General features: G+C 69.4%; 16 protein-coding genes and 3 pseudogenes. 14 read left to right on the top strand and 5 right to left on the bottom strand.

The features are described from left to right. A partial coding sequence (locus tag ABZS64_RS35105; protein WP_355838430.1) for a glycosyltransferase 87 family protein occupies positions 1-1,260 on the bottom strand: 1,260 nt, incomplete at its 3' end. Between the two features lie 325 nt (positions 1,261-1,585). Here ABZS64_RS35105 and ABZS64_RS35100 point away from each other — a divergent pair. Then, positions 1,586-1,960 carry an RNHCP domain-containing protein gene (locus tag ABZS64_RS35100; RefSeq protein WP_355838433.1) on the top strand — a complete coding sequence of 125 codons (375 nt, stop codon included), beginning with the start codon at positions 1,586-1,588 and terminating at the stop codon, positions 1,958-1,960. A 39-nt stretch (positions 1,961-1,999) separates the two neighbouring features. On the opposite strand, the gene ABZS64_RS35095 is transcribed toward ABZS64_RS35100, so the two are convergent. Next, positions 2,000-2,731, bottom strand: coding sequence for a class I SAM-dependent methyltransferase (locus tag ABZS64_RS35095; RefSeq protein WP_355838427.1), 732 nt, complete (start codon positions 2,729-2,731; stop codon positions 2,000-2,002). 102 nt (positions 2,732-2,833) lie between these two features. On the opposite strand from ABZS64_RS35095, the gene ABZS64_RS35090 reads away from it, so the two are divergent. The 8 genes from ABZS64_RS35090 to ABZS64_RS35055 all read left to right on the top strand — a co-directional run bounded on the left by ABZS64_RS35090 (position 2,834) and on the right by ABZS64_RS35055 (position 11,487). Then, the gene (locus ABZS64_RS35090; RefSeq protein WP_355838424.1) at positions 2,834-4,219 is read left to right on the top strand and encodes a histidinol-phosphate transaminase; all 1,386 of its coding nucleotides are present in this window, start codon (positions 2,834-2,836) and stop codon (positions 4,217-4,219) included. A gap of 165 nt (positions 4,220-4,384) precedes the next feature. Further along, positions 4,385-4,987, top strand: a complete 603-nt coding sequence (locus ABZS64_RS35085) for a hypothetical protein (protein WP_355838421.1) — start codon at positions 4,385-4,387, stop codon at positions 4,985-4,987. Positions 4,988-4,994: 7 nt separating this feature from the next. Beyond that, the gene (locus tag ABZS64_RS35080) at positions 4,995-5,798 is read left to right on the top strand and encodes a fibronectin type III domain-containing protein (protein WP_355838418.1); all 804 of its coding nucleotides are present in this window, start codon (positions 4,995-4,997) and stop codon (positions 5,796-5,798) included. 375 nt (positions 5,799-6,173) lie between these two features. Beyond that, the gene (locus ABZS64_RS35075; protein ID WP_355838415.1) at positions 6,174-7,463 is read left to right on the top strand and encodes a bifunctional GNAT family N-acetyltransferase/ATP-binding protein; all 1,290 of its coding nucleotides are present in this window, start codon (positions 6,174-6,176) and stop codon (positions 7,461-7,463) included. Positions 7,464-7,615: 152 nt separating this feature from the next. Continuing rightward, the gene (locus ABZS64_RS35070) at positions 7,616-8,830 is read left to right on the top strand and encodes a hypothetical protein (protein WP_355838412.1); all 1,215 of its coding nucleotides are present in this window, start codon (positions 7,616-7,618) and stop codon (positions 8,828-8,830) included. After that, complete coding sequence (locus tag ABZS64_RS35065) at positions 8,827-10,428, top strand: VWA domain-containing protein (protein WP_355838409.1); 1,602 nt, start codon at positions 8,827-8,829, stop codon at positions 10,426-10,428. The genes ABZS64_RS35070 and ABZS64_RS35065 overlap by 4 nt, the downstream gene beginning before the upstream one ends. Then, positions 10,412-11,188 (top strand): hypothetical protein, encoded by a 777-nt coding sequence (locus ABZS64_RS35060; RefSeq protein ID WP_355838406.1) that lies wholly within the window; start codon positions 10,412-10,414, stop codon positions 11,186-11,188. The genes ABZS64_RS35065 and ABZS64_RS35060 overlap by 17 nt, the downstream gene beginning before the upstream one ends. A gap of 65 nt (positions 11,189-11,253) precedes the next feature. Further along, positions 11,254-11,487, top strand: a complete 234-nt coding sequence (locus tag ABZS64_RS35055; RefSeq protein ID WP_355838403.1) for a DUF6296 family protein — start codon at positions 11,254-11,256, stop codon at positions 11,485-11,487. Between the two features lie 33 nt (positions 11,488-11,520). Here ABZS64_RS35055 and ABZS64_RS35050 read toward each other — a convergent pair whose 3' ends face one another. Beyond that, positions 11,521-12,336, bottom strand: coding sequence for a VOC family protein (locus tag ABZS64_RS35050; protein WP_355838400.1), 816 nt, complete (start codon positions 12,334-12,336; stop codon positions 11,521-11,523). Between the two features lie 112 nt (positions 12,337-12,448). Here ABZS64_RS35050 and ABZS64_RS35045 point away from each other — a divergent pair. The 3 genes and pseudogenes from ABZS64_RS35045 (at position 12,449) to ABZS64_RS35035 (ending at position 16,310) form a co-directional block, all read left to right on the top strand. Next, a pseudogene (locus ABZS64_RS35045) lies at positions 12,449-12,760 on the top strand (sigma factor). 133 nt (positions 12,761-12,893) lie between these two features. After that, positions 12,894-13,964 carry a methyltransferase domain-containing protein gene (locus ABZS64_RS35040; protein WP_355838397.1) on the top strand — a complete coding sequence of 357 codons (1,071 nt, stop codon included), beginning with the start codon at positions 12,894-12,896 and terminating at the stop codon, positions 13,962-13,964. A gap of 159 nt (positions 13,965-14,123) precedes the next feature. Continuing rightward, positions 14,124-16,310, top strand: a complete 2,187-nt coding sequence (locus ABZS64_RS35035; protein WP_355838394.1) for a SpoIIE family protein phosphatase — start codon at positions 14,124-14,126, stop codon at positions 16,308-16,310. 15 nt (positions 16,311-16,325) lie between these two features. Here ABZS64_RS35035 and ABZS64_RS35030 read toward each other — a convergent pair whose 3' ends face one another. Further along, on the bottom strand, positions 16,326-16,460 hold the full coding sequence (locus ABZS64_RS35030) for a TetR/AcrR family transcriptional regulator C-terminal domain-containing protein (RefSeq protein ID WP_355838391.1): 135 nt from the start codon (positions 16,458-16,460) through the stop codon (positions 16,326-16,328). Positions 16,461-16,585: 125 nt separating this feature from the next. Between ABZS64_RS35030 and ABZS64_RS35025 the strand changes: the two are divergent. Continuing rightward, positions 16,586-16,818: pseudogene (locus tag ABZS64_RS35025) on the top strand (enoyl-CoA hydratase-related protein); the annotation flags it as partial. 194 nt (positions 16,819-17,012) lie between these two features. Here the strand turns inward: ABZS64_RS35025 and ABZS64_RS35020 are convergent. Next, positions 17,013-17,207, bottom strand: a pseudogene (locus ABZS64_RS35020) (CorA family divalent cation transporter); the annotation flags it as partial. Positions 17,208-17,741: 534 nt separating this feature from the next. Between ABZS64_RS35020 and ABZS64_RS35015 the strand changes: the two are divergent. After that, positions 17,742-18,146, top strand: a complete 405-nt coding sequence (locus ABZS64_RS35015; protein WP_355838388.1) for a hypothetical protein — start codon at positions 17,742-17,744, stop codon at positions 18,144-18,146. Position 18,147 lies beyond the last annotated feature (1 nt).

The following is an 18,147-nucleotide window of genomic DNA, read 5'->3' as shown; positions in this document are numbered from 1 at the left end:
GAGGCGAACGGTGTGGGTACGCCCGCCGTGGCCTTCGACGTACCCGGCCTGCGTGATGCGATCCGGCACCGGCACAACGGCTGGCTGCTGCCGCCCGAGAAGTGTCAGGACCGAGCACAGCGCATAGACCCAGCCGAACAGCGCCAGCCGCGCCGGGTACACCCTGTCGCCCGGAAGGCTCTCCTGGATCCGGGTGAGGTACGGCACCACGCGGGCCACCGTGGCAATGGTCCACGCTGCGAGCGTGACCCGGCTCAACAGGCGCTGCCGGCAGGGGCCATGGGCCAGCCAGATCATGGCCGGTACGCACCAGATCCAATGGTGGCTCCACGAGATCGGGGACAGAAGCAGCCCCGCGAGCTGCACGGTGACCAGGATGCCCAAACGGTCCCGGCGCCGGGCGGCCGCCCACACGGCACACCCCGCCGCGACAGCCACCACCGCCGCGGCCGTCCACCACGTCGGGCCGTAGGCGACATCGTGGCCAAGCGTCCTGCTGAGTGCTCCACGGACGGACTGATTTCGTACGGAGGACACCCGTCCCATGCGGTCGGGGTTCCCGACGAGGGTGTACCAGTACCGTGCGGAATCCCGCGGCACGACCAGCCAGGCCAGCGCCACCGTCCCCGAGAAGGCCACGAGCGACCATGCCGCCGCCCGCCATTGCCGGGTGGCCAGCAAGTACAGCCCGCCGATGGCCGGCGTCAGCTTCACACCCGCCGCAACGCCGACCGCCGCGCCCCTGGTCCCGGCCCCGAGCGAGGTGGTGAGGCTCCACAGCACCAAAGCGCCCAGGATCAGGTTGACTTGCCCGAGGTCGAGCGTGTGGCGCACAGGCTCCAGCCACAGACAGGCGCCCACCCACACCATGACCTGTTCCCGGCTCATGCGGCCCGCGCCGCCGAAGAGCAGTCGGCCGGTGCATCCGACGATCAGGAAGAGAGCCGCCACCGACATCAGCTGCCACAGGCAGGCCGCCGCAGCCCAGGGCAGCAAGGACAGCGGCAGGAACAACAGGGCCGCGAACGGAGGGTAGGTGAAGGGCAGCGATGTGAGCGGCCCACCGGGATGCAGCGAGTAGTCGTAGAGCTGCCCGGACAACACCTGCGGGGAAGCGGCGTAGTACACCTGAAGATCCAGCATGTCCGGCCTCGTGGCGATCACCGTCAGACCGTGAACCGCCGCCGAGCCCGCCAGCCACCACCCGGCGTGGCGCAGCATCCACGGATGCATGCCTCGCAAGAACGCGCTGATCTTCATGTCAGCGGTCCTACACGTATGTGCCTCACGCACCCGGTGACAGCCACGAGTGGGCATGGGCCGGTGTCCCGCTGACACTCCAATGGCTGAGCCGTGACCCGGATCCCGGGGCCGAATCAATTCGGTTGCCCCGAACCCTGCGGCCGGGGTCTCATCAGGTGACCGGATGTCGATACCGAGGTGGTGCGTGTATGCCCAGGGCCCGGCGGAACCGTTCTCGCGATCGAGGAAGGCCTCCCGCTCTAGCGGTATGAACTCCCTTGATGCGAGACGGCGTTCAGAGCTGACGCCCATCCCACGCATCACACCAGGAGTCGTGTCCACGATGTCCCGCAACACCTCCAGGCGCGCCCGCACCGAAGCACGCGCCCAGTCCTTCCGCTGCCTGCACTGCGGCCTCGACGTGTCGATGACCGCGGCCGGCACCGGCCACCGCAACCACTGCCCCAACTGCCTGTGGAGCCGTCACCTCGACGACACCCCCGGCGACCGGGCAGCCGACTGCGGAGCCCGTATGGAACCTCTCGCCATATCGGTCCGCGGCGACGGCGAGTGGGTACTCGTCCACCGCTGCACCGGCTGCGGAGTACTCCATGCCAACCGCACGGCGGGCGACGACAACGCCCTGCCGTTGACCCGGCTGGCGGTGCGCCCCCTGGCGCAGCCGCCGTTCCCGCTGGAGCGGCTCGCCGCTCTGTGAGGCAGGACGGATCCCGGCCCTCCCGGTCCGGGATCCGGCTCAGCCGATACGCGTCGCCACCACGAGCCGGCAGCGCGGGCTGCCGTCCTTCAGCCGCCCCAGTTCTTCGAGCGGCGTCAGCTCCACCGCGAACCCCGCCCGCCCGAGTTCGGCCATGACCTCGGAGAGCCGGAAGGTGCGGTAGTACATGACGAAGGTCGGCCGCCACAGCAGGTTCCGTACGCGCATCGACGCGTCGAAGGCCCACAGCGCCCAGTACAGCGGGGAGCAGACCCTGGGCGGCGCCGGGAGCGGGAAGACGAACCTGCCGCCGGGGCGGAGTGTCTTGTGGACCTGGGCGAAGAGCGTGGGGCGTTCGCCGGGCAGGAAGTGGCCGAACGCGCCGAAGCTCACGGCCAGGTCGAAGGCCCCACTGAAGGGGAGCGCGAGGGCGTCCGCGCGTACCCAGCTCACCGGGGGTGCGGTCGCGTCGTCCGGCAGCGACGCCCTCGCCTCCGCGAGCATGCCCGCGCTGAAGTCGACGCCGGTGACGTGCTCCTCGCACAGCTGCCGCAGCACGCCGACGCCCGCGCCCGTGCCGCAGCAGACGTCGAGCCCGGATTGGAACGGCCCGAGGGGGCGGAGGGCGTGCAGGACCGGGTCCAGCAGGCGGTCCGGTGTACGGAAGGGCGTCTCATCGAATTTCGGAGCGAGCAGGTCATAGCCGTGCTCGATCGACGAGAGCGCCTGTACGGCCAGCTCACGGAACGTGGGACCCGAGGGTGTGAACATCACGCTTCACAGTAGTCGTTGAACATCACCTCACTCCCATCCGTATTCGTGGAGGGTCCCTGCGCACCGTTAGGGCCACTGGCAGCCAGGGGAGGCAGATCCATGGCCGGCGGCAACGTCACCGCACTCTTCCGCGCGTCCACCGCGCACAGCCCTTCGTACTTCACCTTGAACAGGGCAGGTGGCGGCCAGGCCGGGGAGATCACCGACTTCTGCATCCCGTGCAATCCGTACTTCCCCACCCCTGAGATGTTCGACATGCTCGGCAGCCGGCTGCGCGAGATCCTCACCTACTATCCGAGCGCGGCGGACACCATCACCGCCGAGCTGTGCCAGGTGCTCGGGCTCAATCCGCAGACCGTCGCCATGGGCAACGGATCCACCGAACTGATCACCTGGATCGACCACTTGCTGGTCCGCGAGTCGCTGGCCGTGCCCGTGCCCACCTTCGGGCGCTGGACCGACCAGCCCATGGAGACCGGCAAGCGCGTCGACATGCTCCTGCTGCCCGAGGCGCACGGCTTCGGCCTCGACACGACGTCCTTCGTGCAGTTCATCCGCAGCCGCGGCTCGCGCGCGGCCGTCATCTGCAACCCCAACAACCCCGACGGCGGCTTCCTGCCCAAGCAGCGGGTCATCGCGCTCCTGGACGAACTCCAGGATCTGGATCTCGTCGTCGTCGACGAGTCCTTCCTGGAGTTCGCGGACGCCGAGCCCGAGCCGAGTGTCGCGGCTGAGGCCGTGCTGCGTACGAATGTGATCGTGCTGCGCAGCCTGGGCAAGAACTTCGGGCTGCACGGCGTCCGCTTCGGTTATCTCGTCTCCAACCCCACGCTTGCCGGGAAGGTACGAGCAGCTCTGCCGAAGTGGAACCTCAACTCCTTTGCCGAGACTGTGGTGTTCATGCTCAGGGAGCACCGCCAGGAGTACGCCGAGAGCCTTCAGCAGGCCCGCCGCGACCGGCAGGAGATGACCTGGCGGCTCTCCCAGCTGCCGGGAATGACCGTCTATCCCTCGCAGGGCAACTTCCTCTACGTGCGCCTTCCGGAAGGTGTGGACGGCTCGGTGCTGCGGGACCGGCTGCTCGCCGAGCACGGGGTGCTGGTGCGCGAGTGCAGCAACAAGGTCGGCAGTTCGAGCCGGTTCCTGCGGCTGGTGGTGCGGCCGCAGGAGGATGTGCTGCGGCTGATGGAGGCGATGGAAGGGGTGCTGTACGGGCGGCGGATCCAGGCTCCGGAGCCGCCTCCGCAGCCGATGGCCCCGATGCTCTCCCAGGTGCCGGCGCGGCAGCCGCTGCCACCGGAGCAGGGGCAGGTGCAGGGGGTGGGGCCGATGCTGGCGCTGGCGCAGGAGCCGGTCTCGGCGCGGGGGCTCGTCCCCGCCCGTGCGCAGCGCGGCGCCCCGGTGGCCGCCGAGCAGCCTCAGCCGATGGCTCCCGGCTACAGCTCGGGGACGGCGGCGGTCGACCGTCTGATTGCGGGGGCGTGAGGCGCCCCCGGATCCCCGCCACGGTGCCGGTCCGGTTCGGGTCCGGTTCGGCGTCCACATCCTTGACGCGGTCACGCCATACACCTACCTTCCTACTGCCGATGGTGTTCAGCTATCCACCTGATGTTCAGTTACGTGAACGTTGGTGGTGCGAAGGAGTAGAAGATGACCGGCAAGCGCCCGTTACTCGCCGGAGCCGCCGCAGTCTGCGGAGTGCTCCTGGTGGCCCCCAGTGCCTCCGCCGAAGTCGAGCCGGGAGGCTGGACCTCGCAGTCGCCCTCGTTCTCCGTCCAGGAGCGAGGCTGCGGTCAGGTCGACAACCTCACCTTCAAACTCACCTGCTCGACCGCGAGCGGCGATCAGCGCGCCGAGCGGCGGTATGCCACGTACACCGGCGGCACCCGCCAGTTCGAGGGGTACTTCAAGATCACCAGCATGGGCGGTACGCGGATCAGCCTCAAGCAGACGTTCAGGGACGCGCCCGACGCGGGCCCGTACTTCATGCTGGCCGTCGAGCGCGGCGGCAGGCTGTATGCGGTGCACGGCGGCGCGACGGTGGCGAGCGGTGCCACGGTCGGCACGACCGTACGGGTCAACACCGTGCACCAGGTGGGCAGTAGTCACCGCACCTACATCAACGGGTCGCTGAAGCACAGGTACGACAGCCCGGGCGGCAGCTACTACGACAAGTTCGGCGCGTACCGCACGAGCAGCGGCAACGGGCCCGCCACCGTGGCGTGGAGCAACATCAAGTTCTGGCGCAAGTAGGTCCGGGGTGAGGGCAGTTCATGGCGTGGTCCGAGCGCTGGCGGCCGGGGTCGTGGTGTCGGCCGTGCTGGCCGGTTGCTCGCGCGCGCCCGGCGGGAAGCCCGCAGCCGGGAAGCCTGCAGGGAAACCCGAATCAGGCAGGCCCGCAGCCCGAAAGGCGCCCGCGGACCAGGGCGCCAGGCTGACCGCGACTCTCGACTCGCCGACCGACATCACCCTGCGCTGGAGCGGACGCGACCCGGGAGCCGCCGGCCGCATCGTCGAATTCGCCACCGAGCCCCGCGGCCCGTACACCATCCTGCAGTTCATGCAGCCCGGCCAGGCGGCGTACACGCACCCCGACCTGATGCCCAAGACGCCCTTCTACTATCGGCTGCGTCCCTACTACGGACCGGCCACGTCCGCGGTGCAATTCGCCCTGCCCCCGGGGGAGTTCAGCGAGCAGGACCAGAAGGGCGACCACAAGTGGGCCGAGCCGCGCAGGCTCCCCGGCGGACACGGCCCGTCGCAGTCGGTCAGATCCACCGGCCCGGCCGCGGCTCCCACCGGGCTGAAGGTCACGGTCAAGCATGCGAACGGCGTCCTGCTCACCTGGCAGGACCACGCCCGCGACGAACAGGGCTTTCTCGTCGAGCTCAAGCCCGAGGGCGAGAGCGCGTTCCGCGTCGCAGCGGTGGTCGACGCGAACATCGAATCCATGGGCCTCATCACGCTGCCGGACGAGAAGAGATCCACCGTCCGCGTCCGGGCGTACTACTACGGCGAGCAGTCGAACGTCGTCCACCGCACCACCGGGCCGGAGACCCCCTAGGGCCTGTCGTTCGGATCTTGCCGGGCTCGCGTGCCCTGGTGCGCACTCCCCCGTAGCCCTTCGGGCACGGGAGGTGCCCCCACGCCGCGTTGTCGTCAGTCGCCGACGCTCTGCGTCGGCTCTCCCCCTGCCTTCGGCGGGGGCCCCCATCCTCCGGCCTGCGATCGCACGCACCGCAGTGACATCAGCCGCTCCGCGGCGGGCCGCTCACTGATTCGGCCTGATCCAAACGACAGGCCCTAGCCCTGGGTAGCGGCAAGCCTGGCTACCGACTAAACGTCGGACTTGGCGCCCGCGCTTGTGCACCATGGAGCAGGACCCGCCGCACCGCCGCCCCTAGCCTCACCGGAACGGCACGAACGAGGGGCGGTACCGGTGAACTGGCTCATCCATGACTACCGAGAGAGCGATCTCGCGGCAGTGGTCCACCTGATCGACACCACGGCCGAGCTCGGCCAGGAGTCGGTCTTCTCGCTGGCCGAGTGCATCGGCGCGCTGACCTCACGGCAGCCCGCCGTCGTCGCCGTCCACCAGGGCATCCCCATCGGCGCGGCACTCGCCACTGTGGCCGGTGAGCGTGCCTGGGTGATGCGTATCGCCATCTCGTCCGCCTGGCGCGGCCGGGGCCTGGCGAGCGCCCTCCTCGTGGAACTGGAGCGACGGCTCGTCGCCGCCCGGGTGGGCCGTATCGCCTATGTGCTGCCCGAGGAGGAACTGCTCGGCGAGGGGCTGCTCAACGCGGGCTATACCCGGCAGCCCGCCGTGGCCTACTTCGAGAAGGTCGAGCCGCTCCACGGCCCGGCCGCCAGCCTCCTGGAGGACCTGGGCGGACGCTTCCTGCCCAGCGACCTGTGGGCCAAGGTCGCGGGCATGGAGACCGAGAAGGACCTGATCGAGCGGCGCGTCGTCCTGCCGCTCGCGGAGCCCGAGCGGGCCGCCCGGCACGGGGTCCGGCCGCCGCGTGCCATCGCACTGTTCGGCCCGCCCGGCACGGGGAAGACGACCTTCGCCCGGGGCATCGCCTCCAAGCTCGGCTGGCCCTTCGTCGAGCTCCTTCCCTCCCGGCTCGCCGACGAGGGCAATCTCGCGGCCGCCCTGCGCAGTGCCTTCGCCCGGATCGCCGAGCTGGAGCGGGTCCTTGTCTTCATCGACGAGGTCGAGGAGATCGCCCCGGTACGCACCGAGCCCGCGCAGCCGGGCGGAATGCACGGAGTGACCAACGAACTGCTCAAGCTCATACCGGGCTTCCGGGAACGGGACGAGCGGCTGCTGGTCTGCGCCACCAACTCCATCCGCTCGCTCGACCCGGCGTTCCTGCGCCCGGGCAGGTTCGACTATCTGATCCCGATCGGCACCCCTGACACTGCCGCGCGGGCCGCGATCTGGTCCCGCTACACCGACGGCCGGCCCGACGTGGAGGTGACGGTCCTGGTCGCCGCCAGCGAACTGTTCACCCCCGCCGACATCGAGCACGCGGCCCGGATCGCCGCCCAGACCGCGTTCGAGCGGGACCTGGAGACGATCGGAAGCGGTACGGGCGACCGGCGGGCGCTCGGCGCGAGCACCGAGGACTATCTGGCGGCCATCGCCCAGTGCAGGCCGACGGTGACGCCCGCGATGATCGAGGAGTTCGGCGCCGACATCACCGCCCACGCCCGCTTCTGAGGCCAACCTCAACTCCCGTACAGCTCAACGGATTTGTTCACCTTGGATTTGCTGAAGCCTGCACGTAGTGGCCCTCGTGTGGGGAATGCTTTCCTCGGCTGAGGCGGGGGAACGCGGGGGAGGCGTCGGTGGTCGTAGGGGAGAGATCTGTCGTGGAAGAGCCGCGGCTGCCCGTGCGGTCGACGTCCGTGTGGGCGCAACGCAGCTTCCTGCTGGTCTTTTTGCCCGCGCTCGCCCTCGCGTTGATCGGCATCGCCGTGCTGTCCGTCTCGGGCAACATCCTGCTGCCCTTCCAGAAGGTCGTCACCCTCGAAGGCAAGATGGCGTCGAAGCGGGAGTTCTTCGAGGACAAAGAGGTCCAGCGGCTGCTTCTCAAGCATCACTACAAGATCCACATCACCAGTACGGGCTCGCGCGAGGTGGCCATCAGGGACATCTCCACGTACGACTTCGTCTTTCCGTCCGGGCAGCCCGCGGGTGACCTCATCACCAACCAGCGTGCGGCGGCCGGTGAGTTCGGCAAGGTGCACCGGCCCTTCGTGAGCCCCATCGTGCTCCCCACCTATCGCGCGTACGCCGAGACCTTGGCGGCCGCGGGCCTCGCCACCGCGCAGACCGGCTCCGGGGACAAGCCGCTCTACTACACCCTGAAGACGAAGAAGCTCCTGGACGAGATCGACAAGAAGAGCCGTTGGTCCGACATCGGGATCCAGAACCGCGGCGTCATCAACACCAACAGGATCCTCGTCCAGAGCCCAGACGTCTGCGACTCCAACTCGGCCGGCACCTATCTCGCGCTGGTCGCCTTCACCTGGCGCGGCACCGGCGACGACATTCCGAGCAGTGACAAGGCCGCCGATCAGCGGGCGCGGGCCATAAAGCCGCTCATGGAGCAGGGCATGCCCGCCTCCGACGTGTTCCGGACGTACATCTCGCCGGAGGGCAAGGCGATCGCGCCCGTCGTGGTGGCCTACGAGCATCAGTTCCTCACGTACCAGGCGCAGTACAAGGCCGAGAAGCAACAGCTGGACTCCGATCGGGTGCTGCTCTACCCGGACAGCCAGTTCGTCACTCAGCCGCAGTTCATCGCGCTCAACAAGGAGAGCGACAAGCTCGGCGAACTCATCACGGACGACCCGGAGTTGCGGCAGCGCGCGCTGGAGCTGGGCTTCCGGACTCTCGACCCGACAGGCGAGGTGGAGGGCGACCGGCTGACCGAGTTCCTGGAGGAACGCGACATCCCGGTCCCGTCGATACGGCAGGACGACACTCATACCGCGATGCCCAAACTCCGTTATCTGGAGCGGATGATCTCCATCGTCGGCGAGTGCGCACCGCTCGACATCCCGGCCGGAGCGTCCGAATGAGGCCCGCCTCCCGTGCCCGGGGCTTCATCGCGTTCTGCCTGGCCCTCGTCTGGCTCTCCATCGCAACGGCCTGCTCCACCGGCGACAACGAGCCCGTCACCCTGCGCGTACTGGCCAGTTCGGAACTCGCCGACATGAAGCCGCTGCTGGAGGAGTTCCGCAAGGACACCGGCATCGAGCTGGAGATGGACTACCGCGGCACGGTCGACGCCAGCAACGCGCTCACTCCCGGCACGTACCGGCACGACCTCGCCTGGCTCTCCTCCGACCGCTACTTCCAGCTCAAGCTGAAGCAGGCCGGGCAGGCCGGCAAGTCCGTGGAGAAGCCACTGACCACCAGCATCATGCGCTCGCCCGTCGTCATCGGCATGAAACCCGCCACGGCGAAGCGGCTGCGCGGCACCACGCCCGACCGGCAGATCTCCTGGGCGGACGTGGCAGACGCCGCTGCGGACGGATCTCTGAAATTCGGGATGGCCGACCCGCGCCACAGCAACAGTGGGCTCGCGGCCCTCGTCGGCGTGGCGACTGCGGCCGCGGGCACCGGCGGCGTACTGCGCCCGGGCGATGTCTCCTGCGACCGGCTGCGCGGCTTCTTCAGCGGACACGAACTCGTCGAGGACTCCTCGGACCGCCTCGCCGACGGATTTGTGCGACGCCAGAACGACCTCGACGCGCTCATTACGTACGAGTCCGCTTTGCTCGCGCTCAACAGCGGCGGAAAGCTGCGCGAGCCGCTGGAGATCGTCTATCCGAAGGACGGCATGGTGCTGTCCGACTATCCGCTGCTGCTTCTCGACCCGGGAAAACGGGCTGCGTACGACAAGCTCGTGGACTGGCTCAAGAGCGGACCGGTCCAGAAGAAAATCATGGAGCGGACGCTGCGCCGGCCGATCGACCCGGCCGTGCCCCGGGTGCCGCGGCTGCGCGAACCCGTCGGCAACGCGCTGTACTTCCCGGACGACCAGCGAGTCGTCGACCGGCTGCTCGCCGGCTACGGCAATCCGCAGCGGGACAAGTCCTCGCAGGTTCTTTTCCTGCTCGACTTCTCCGGCTCGATGCGCGGCGAGCGGATCAAGCAGCTGCGGGCCACATTCGACGGGCTCAGCGGCGCCGACGATTCCCGTTCCGGGAAGTTCGTCCGGTTCTACCGCGGCGAGACGCTGACCGTGCTGCGGTTCGGCGGCCGCGTACTGGACGAGCGGAGCGTGACCTACGAACGGCAGGCGGATCTGGACCGGCTCCGCGGATTTGTCGCCGCCGACGACTTCGACACCAGCACGGCCATCTGGTCCTCGCTGGACCACGCCTACCGGAAGGCATCCGCTCTCGCGCAGGCGCAGCCCGGCCGGGCACTGTCGATCGTGCTGATGACGGACGGCGAGAACAACGCGGGAATGGACCTCGACGCCTTCATCCGGCGGTACGAAGGACAGCCCCGGGCGGCCCGCGCGGTGCACACGTACACGATTCGCTACGGCGAGGCCGATACCGGGGAACTCGATCGAGCAGCACGGGCCACCGGCGGACGCATGGTCGACGCCACGGCCCAGTCGCTCCTGAGCGCTTTCAAGGAGATCCGTGGGTGTGTTCAGTGAGGTGTGGTGGGGCGTCTGGTGGTTCTGGATGCTTCTGTGGCTGGTGACCGCGATCTGCGTGGTGACGGTGGCGGTGCTGGCGGTCTCCCGGACAGCCCGCGGCAGACAGGCTCCCGACCGGAGCCTCACCTACCGGATCTGCTTCTACCTCAACGACCCGCAGGTCATCGACTACTACATGAAGCGCGGCGACGTGGGGTCCCTGCGCAAGAACGTGAAGCAGACGACCGCAGGCAGTAAGAACGTCAGCGTCCGCGCCTCGGGCTTCGGGGCGAGCGCGGGCGGCGGCAAGAACGACAACAGCGAGATCGTCAGCGAGTACCTGGAAGTGACCGAGCCGATATCGGTGATCGGCGGGATCATGGACGAGCTGGAGGAGAAGAACTTCATCGTCCATGTCGACCTCGTCACCGAGACGATCCGGCGGAACGCGGCACTGACCCAGTCGCTCGCCGCGCTCGAGCGCTCCGGGACTGCGCGGCAGAGTGTGCGGCTGCGCGACATCGAGGACTTCGTGCTGATCAGAGGCCGGTTCCGGAAGATCAGCGAGTCGACGGACGCCACCGTCTTCCTGGCTCCCTACGGCGACCCGGACGACCCCGCAGCCCCGGGCCCCCGGGTGCGAGTCAGCTGCTCGACGGAATGGCTGCGCAACGAAGTCCCGCGGGGCACGTTCTCGGCCCGCTGTCTGGGCAAGGTCCAGGACTGGAACGCGGAGGACGCCGTGCTGGAAGTGGACGCCATGGCGATCTTCCGTTAGGCCTTGTGAGGCGCCATGGGTGCGGGTGAGCGACCATGGATGGTGGATGTCAGGAGGCGGCCGCCATGGATTACCCGGAAACGTACGAGCTGGTATTTGAAGCGGCCGCCGTGGAGGACGACACAGTGCTCGTCCATCGCACCGCGCGGGCGGGCGCGGGGGGATATCCGGTCTACGAGGACGAGACGGGCATCGTGCGCGCGGAGATCAGCGACCGGGGAGAGGTGCGCATGCTGGCCAGCGGCGGCCATCAGGTGCTCGGGACCCCGCGGGCGGTGCGGCCGCTCGGCACCCAGTGAGGACCTCCCAGTGAGGTGTGGGGGCCTGAAGCCTCAGGGCCCGGCCGGGCGGCTCGTGACGGTGAACAGGGCGCCGTCGGGATCCCGCAGCGTCGCCTCCACGCCGTAGGGGGCCCGGCCATGACCGAGGACCGAGCCGCCATGACGGAGCGCGGCCTCGACGGTGGCCTGCACGTCGGCCACGGGGAAGTGGACGTGCCAGCGCGGCTGGAAGAGCGGGTCGGGTGTTGTGCCGACCGCGCCGGAGCTGAGCCGGGCGAGGACCTGTCCGTGCTGGTGCAGGATCACCTCTCCCTCCCGGTAGTCGACCTCGCAGCAGCCGGGCCGCTCGCCGGCCCAGTCGAGCACCTCCCCGTAGAAGATCGCCGCCTCGAACGCGTCCCGCGTCCGCAGCCGCAGCCAGGCCGGCGCGTTCTTGCGCCAGGCCTGCCAGTCGGAGACCAGCTGCCCCTCCCAGATGCCGAACACGGCGCCGTCACGGTCGGCGGCGAGGGCTCCGCGGCCCACCGGGAAGCGGAGCGGGCCCACCGCGACGGTGGCGCTGCGTTCCAGGATCCGTGCCGCCGTCTCGTCCACATCGGCGACGGCGAAGTAAGGCGTCCATGCGACAGGGACCCGCAGGGCGGGGGCCAGCGCGCCGATTCCGGCGACGGGCGTGCCCTCGAAAAGCGCGAGCCGGAATTCGTCGCCGAGACGGGCCCGCCGGAAGGTCCAGCCGAGGACCGCACCGTAGAAGGACATGGCAGCCTGAAGGTCGCGTGCCATCAGGCTGATCCAGCACGGTGCGCCGAAGACCTCGTGGCTCGACGTGACGCCCGGGGCCGTACTCGCTGTCGTGTCCTTGTCCATCACCCCCCATCCTGGCCCGGCGGCGGAGCGCTCGCGAGCCCTGAGGCCAGTCGAACGCATGTGACAATTCCGTGGGCTCCGGCCCAGTCATGTGTAGGGGACATCTGTCTGGGTGTGCCATGACGGGGGACGACGAGGAACCTGTGAGCAAGGTGGGGGCGGCCGTCGTGCGGAGACGTAGGACGCGAAGCTCGGTGCCGACGCGCGTGCACAGCAGGGGGACGAGGCGGCCTTCACCGCCGCCTACCGACTCGTACAGCCTCCTCTGCTCGGCTATCTGCGTGGCCTGGTCGGCGACGACGCCGAGGACGTCGCGTCCGACGCGTGGCTCGAGATCGCGCGTGACCTGGGGCGTTTCCGAGGGGACGGAGCCGGTTTTGCGTCGCGCTCGGCGAGGCGTGGGCCACATCTGACGAAACCGTGACGCCGGGCCTGCCCCGCCCGCCGGGTCACGGCCCCCGGCGTAGCATCGGAAACATCGAGGACTTCCTTGGCCGGTCTGCGGCTCGACGTCTCCTGATCGCTCTCCGACCTGCGGTGACAAAGGAGCGGCAGCGATGACCACGCAGACGATGGACCGTGCGAAGCAGGAAGAGTTCGCGGGCCGAGCCGTGCAGATACTCAACGACTCCTGTCTGGGCTTTCTGTGCAGCCTCGGTCACCGGACCGGGCTCTTCGACACCATGGCGGAGCTGCCCTCGTCGACGAGTGAGCAGATCGCCGGGGCCACGGGCCTGAACGAACGCTATGTGCGGGAGTGGCTCGGCGGGATGACGGTGGGCGGCATCGTCGAGTACACCGCCAAGGACGGCACTTACCGACTGCCGCCCGAGCACGCCGCCTCACTGGTCCGGGCCTCGGGCCCCGACAACATGGCCTCGCTCATGCAGGACTTCGCGCTGATGGGCATCGTTGAGGACCAGGTCTTCGAGGCGTTCAAGCGGGGCGGCGGCGTGCCCTACTCCGCGTACCCGCGCTTCCAGGACCTCCAGGCCGAGGAGACGGCGAGGGTGTACGACCTCGCCCTGGTCGATTCCATCGTCCCGCTGGTGTCCGGCTTGCCGGAACGGCTGCGTGAGGGGCTCGACGCCCTCGACATCGGCACCGGCCAGGGTCACGCTGTCAATCTCCTGGCCAAGGCCTTCCCGGCAAGCCGCTTCCGTGGCCTGGACATCTCGGAGCAGGGAATCGCGGCCGCGCGCCGCGAAACCGAAGAGCGGGGGCTCGAGAACGCCACGTTCGATGTGGCGGACTCCGCCGAGCTGACCGGTGAGTACGACCTGATCACCGCCTTCGACGTGATTCACGACCTGGCCCGCCCGGCCCGCACGCTGTCCGCCGTGGCCAACGCGCTGCGGGACGACGGAGTGTTCCTGATGGTGGACATCGACGCCTCCAGCAAGCTGGAGGAGAACGTCGACCACCCCCTGGGCCCCGCGCTCTACACCTTCTCTGTCTTCTACTGCATGACCGTGTCCCTCGCCGAGGGCGGCGCAGGACTGGGCACGGTCTGGGGTACGCAGACGGCTCGGCGCATGCTCGCCGAGGCCGGATTCGGGGATGTCGAGGTGTGCCGGGTCGAGGGCGACATCCTCAACGCGTACTACGTGGCACGCAAGGGGCACTGACCCCACACCCGCCCCACCGGCCCCCGCCGGTCCTGGCCCGACTGCGTCCCGCCGCCCCCCGACGGCGGCTCGGTGCCATGCTGGAGGAATCACAGGAATGAGCCATGCAGTCGCCGGACATGCGCCGAGATCCCGGCCTCTCATGGGTGAGGTAGCGCGATGGACACCTCCGACGGCAGCGCCGGGAATGATCCCCTGGCCGCATCCTTCAATGGCCTGGACGCCGGGAGCGACACGTGGGCGGCGGGGTGGGAGGTGGACCGGTCGCTCGTGGGTCAGTTTCTCGCCCGTTCACCGGTGGGCATGGCCGTGATGAGCCCGGATCTGCGCTACATCTGGATCAACGATGCGCTGGAACGCCTCGGCGGGGTCCCCCGGGAGGAACGGCTGGGCAAGCGGCTCGGCGACGTGCTGCCGAAACTCGACGCCGAGGAGATCGAGGCGACCATGCGCCGGGTCCTGGAGACGGGGGAGCCCGCGGTCGACGTCGAGTACCGGGGCCGCACCCAGGCCGATCCGGAGCGCGAGCACGCCTACTCGACCTCGTTCTTCCGGCTCGAGGACACCCTGGGCCGGGTCCGCGGCGTCTGCTACATGGTCATCGACGTCACCGACCGCTGGCGCGCCCGGTCGCGGCTCTCCCTGTTGAACGAGGTCGGCGCGCGGACCGGCAAGAGCCTGAACGTCATGAACATCGCGCAGGCACTGGCCGAGACCTGCGTCCCCCACCTCGCCGACTTCGTCGCCGTGGATCTGCTCGACCCGGTGCTGCTGGGTGAGGCCCCGCGCCCCGGACGTCTGCTCAGTACGCAGCAACTGCGCCGGGCGGGCCTGCGCTCCGCCACCGCGGGCCTGCGCTCCGCCACCGCGGGCCTGCGCGAGCCGATCGCGGAGACCGGGCAGAGCGTGGCCTTCCCGCCGTCCTCACCGGGCGAACGGTGCCTGCTTGACGGCACGTCATTCCTCCGGCCCGTCCTGGAGGACGAGGCCGGTGGGTGGCTCGCCGCCGAGCCGCAGCGCGACGGGGACAACCCCGGCCTCGGCCGGTGTTCCGTGATGCTGGTCAGAGCCGGCGCCCGCGGCAACGCTCTGGGCGTCGCCACCTTCGTCCGCCGCGAGAGCCGCACTCCCTTTGAGCAGGCCGACCTGCTCCTCGCCGAGGATCTCGTCGCGCGAGCGGCCGTCAATATCGACAACGCGCGCCAGTTCACGCGGGAGCACAACACCGCGCTGGCCCTTCAGCGTTTCCTGCTGCCCCAGCGAGTGACGACGCAGAGCACCCTGGAAGTCGAGTCGCGCTACCTTCCCGCGGAAGCCAGCGACGGTGTGGGCGGCGACTGGTTCGATGTGATCCGGCTGTCCGGGGCACGGGTGGCCCTGGTCGTGGGGGACGTGGTCGGGCACGGGATCCGCGCCGCAGCCTCCATGGGCCGGCTCCGTACCGCCGTTCGTACGCTGGCCGACCTGGACCTCCCTCCGGAGGAACTGCTGGCCCACCTGGACGACCAGCTGCTCGGTCTCATCGGTGAGGACGTGGCCCACCACGACAGTCCGGCCTCCGCCGTGCTCGGTGCCACCTGCCTGTACGCCGTCTACGACCCGGCCACCCGCAGATGCACGATGGCCAGGGCCGGTCACCCGCCTCCCGCTCTCGTCTCTCCGGACGCTTCGGTGACCTTCCTCGACCTGCCGCCGGGGCCGCCGCTGGGCCTGGGAGGTCTGCCGTTCGAATCCGCCGAATTCGAGGTGGCGGAGGGGAGCGTCCTCGCCCTCTACACCAACGGACTGATCGAAGCCCGCGATCGCGACGTGGAGGTCGGGATGTCCAGGCTGGGCACTGCCCTGGCCAGTCCCGGCCTGCCACTGGACGAATTGTGCGCAAGCGTCCTCACGCACATGCTCAAAGGTCCTCCCGACGACGACGTCGCGCTGCTTCTCGCCCGTGCGCACGCACTCGGTGCCGATCAAGTGGCCTCCTGGGACCTGCCGTGCGATCCGGCGGTGGTGGCGGAAGCCCGTGCCAGGACCGTGCGCTGCCTCGACGCATGGGGGCTGAGTGAGCTGGCCTTCACGATCGAACTGATCGTGAGCGAGCTGGTCACCAATGCCATCCGCTACGCCTCGGGGCCCATCCGGTTGCGTCTGATCAGGCAGGACCTACTGATCTGCGAGGTGTTCGACACCAGTAACAGCTCTCCGCGCCTGCGCCATGCGCGCACCACCGACGAGGGTGGCCGCGGGCTGTTCCTGGTGGCCCAGCTGGCCAAGCGCTGGGGCACCCGGTACACCCCCGAAGGCAAGATCATCTGGGCCGAGCACGAAACTTCCGAAGTTCCCGTGATGTAAGCCGCCACCGCACGGTCACGGCCGGGGTTGTCGCAGCGTCTGCAGACCCTGGACGAGCAGGTGCAGGCCGAACTCGAAGTGGGCCTCGAAGTCAGTGCCGGCCAGCACGGGGAGTGTCGCGGCGAGATGGGGGAACTGATCTCTTGTCACCGCCGCGCGCGCAGGGCGTCGGGGTTTGCGGGACCCGAGCCCCCGGGCTGGGGTGCGGCCTGCCCCTCCAGTGTGTGGCCGAGCGTGAAGTGCACGACCGCGAGCGCTACCCGAGCCGCGTCATCGTCGCCGAAGAGGACGCGGTCTTCGGGGTGTTCTGCCGCCGCTGGGGCGTACCCCTGGTGGACGGCGGCCGGTGCGTCTGCCCCGCCTGATCGGCGAAAGCCGCGCCATGGACATGATCCTCACGGGCCGCCCCGTCCCGGCTCGCGAGGCGTACGACATCGGGCTCGCCAACCGGCTCGTCCCGGTCGGCGACACTCGCAGGGCGGCCGAGCGCCTTGCCCACGAGATGGCCGCTGCCCACGCTGGAGCGAGGAGGCGCGCCATCGCACTTGTCGTGGCGAAGGAGCATCTCGACTCGTCTCTGCTCCAGTTCCGCGGTCTTGTTCCCGTTCACGACGGCGGTGAACTCGTCGAACACCGTGGTGGACAACGACAGACCGAGTATTCGCATCGGCAGTCCAGCGTGCGTGCCATGAGGATGGCGGTCTAGAGCCAGTCTCGGCGCTTGAAGATGAAGTACAGGCTGACGCAGACGACCGCCATGAGCAGGATCGCGAAGGGATAACCGGCCGCCCACTTCAGCTCCGGCATCGTCTCGAAGTTCATGCCGTAGATCGTGCCGACCAGCGTCGGGGCGAAGAGAATGGCGGCCCACGAGGAGATCTTCTTGAAGTCGTCGCTCGCGCGGCTATGACCTGCGGAATTTCATTGGTGGCTTGCTTTGACCTGCGGTGATGAGCGTCTCCGGCGCCTTCACCGTGCCGCCTGTTTGCGCGGTCGATTCTCACGTCCCGGGGGAGGGCCCACTCGGGCGGGCCTTCGGCCGACTGCCGCTTCTGGGCGGCCTGTTGCCGTGCCACCCGGGTGCCCGAGTAGGGTCGGGGGCTGCGTGACGGCTGACGGCTGCATTCTGGCCTCCCGGTCCTTGCGAGGGCACGTACGTACGTGGCCTTCCCGGCCCCACCCGGGAGGGCGCAAGGCATGCGCGCGTACGGGCACCCTCCATACGCGCCGGGCACCGGGATGCGGCTCTTGACGTCTCACGGGCAGTACAGCGGACCCCCGGGTCCGTACCCCCCACACAAAGAGTCGCGCGTGCGCGGCCGCAGATCAGGAGCACCAGTGCAGGGCATCCCCCACATAGCCAGCACACCGCACGACGGGCGATCGTCGCCCGTACCCCCTGCGCGCAGGGCGCAGCACACGGGGCAGGACATGACGCAGCGCATGCCGCACCGGGCGGCGGCGCCTCGCGTGACCCCGGCGGCACGGCGTGCCCAGGCCGCCCCCCAACTCCCCGTCTTCGTAGACCAGTCGGGCTGGCGCAGGCGGACGCTGCAAGGCGTGGCGTTGGCCGTGGGCTGCGCCTGTCTCGGGTATCTGCTGTTCGTCGGCACGCTGATCAGCGGACTCCGGCAGCCCGTCGGCACGCACCCGCCGAGTACGAACGGACCTGCGCCTTCCGGCCCGGACACCGGCAAGTCGTTGCACGGCTCCGGCGCACCGGTCGGAGCCGAGGCCCAGCGGCCGCCGGCCAGGGCCCACGCGGACCGCGAAATCCACCGTCGCCCGCTGTCCGGCAGATCCGCCCCGCTGCCGACCGGAGGCCCGAAGCAGTGAG

This window comes from Streptomyces sp. NPDC005408 (assembly GCF_040606445.1).
In the GTDB taxonomy this organism is placed as follows: Bacteria; Actinomycetota; Actinomycetes; order Streptomycetales; family Streptomycetaceae; genus Streptomyces.
The sequence above is the reverse complement of the archived record's forward strand: the minus strand, read 5'-3'. Positions and strand labels throughout refer to the sequence as shown.

Bases quoted from the DNA above. Each gene is read 5' to 3' on its own strand.
- ABZS64_RS35100 (WP_355838433.1), top strand. From the start codon at position 1,586: ATGTCCCGCAACACCTCCAGGCGCGCCCGCACCGAAGCACGCGCCCAG.
- ABZS64_RS35095 (WP_355838427.1), bottom strand. From the start codon at position 2,731: ATGTTCACACCCTCGGGTCCCACGTTCCGTGAGCTGGCCGTACAGGCG.
- ABZS64_RS35090 (WP_355838424.1), top strand. From the start codon at position 2,834: ATGGCCGGCGGCAACGTCACCGCACTCTTCCGCGCGTCCACCGCGCAC.
- ABZS64_RS35085 (WP_355838421.1), top strand. From the start codon at position 4,385: ATGACCGGCAAGCGCCCGTTACTCGCCGGAGCCGCCGCAGTCTGCGGA.
- ABZS64_RS35065 (WP_355838409.1), top strand. From the start codon at position 8,827: ATGAGGCCCGCCTCCCGTGCCCGGGGCTTCATCGCGTTCTGCCTGGCC.
- ABZS64_RS35055 (WP_355838403.1), top strand. From the start codon at position 11,254: ATGGATTACCCGGAAACGTACGAGCTGGTATTTGAAGCGGCCGCCGTG.
- ABZS64_RS35050 (WP_355838400.1), bottom strand. From the start codon at position 12,336: ATGGACAAGGACACGACAGCGAGTACGGCCCCGGGCGTCACGTCGAGC.
- ABZS64_RS35040 (WP_355838397.1), top strand. From the start codon at position 12,894: ATGACCACGCAGACGATGGACCGTGCGAAGCAGGAAGAGTTCGCGGGC.
- ABZS64_RS35035 (WP_355838394.1), top strand. From the start codon at position 14,124: ATGGACACCTCCGACGGCAGCGCCGGGAATGATCCCCTGGCCGCATCC.
- ABZS64_RS35015 (WP_355838388.1), top strand. From the start codon at position 17,742: ATGACGCAGCGCATGCCGCACCGGGCGGCGGCGCCTCGCGTGACCCCG.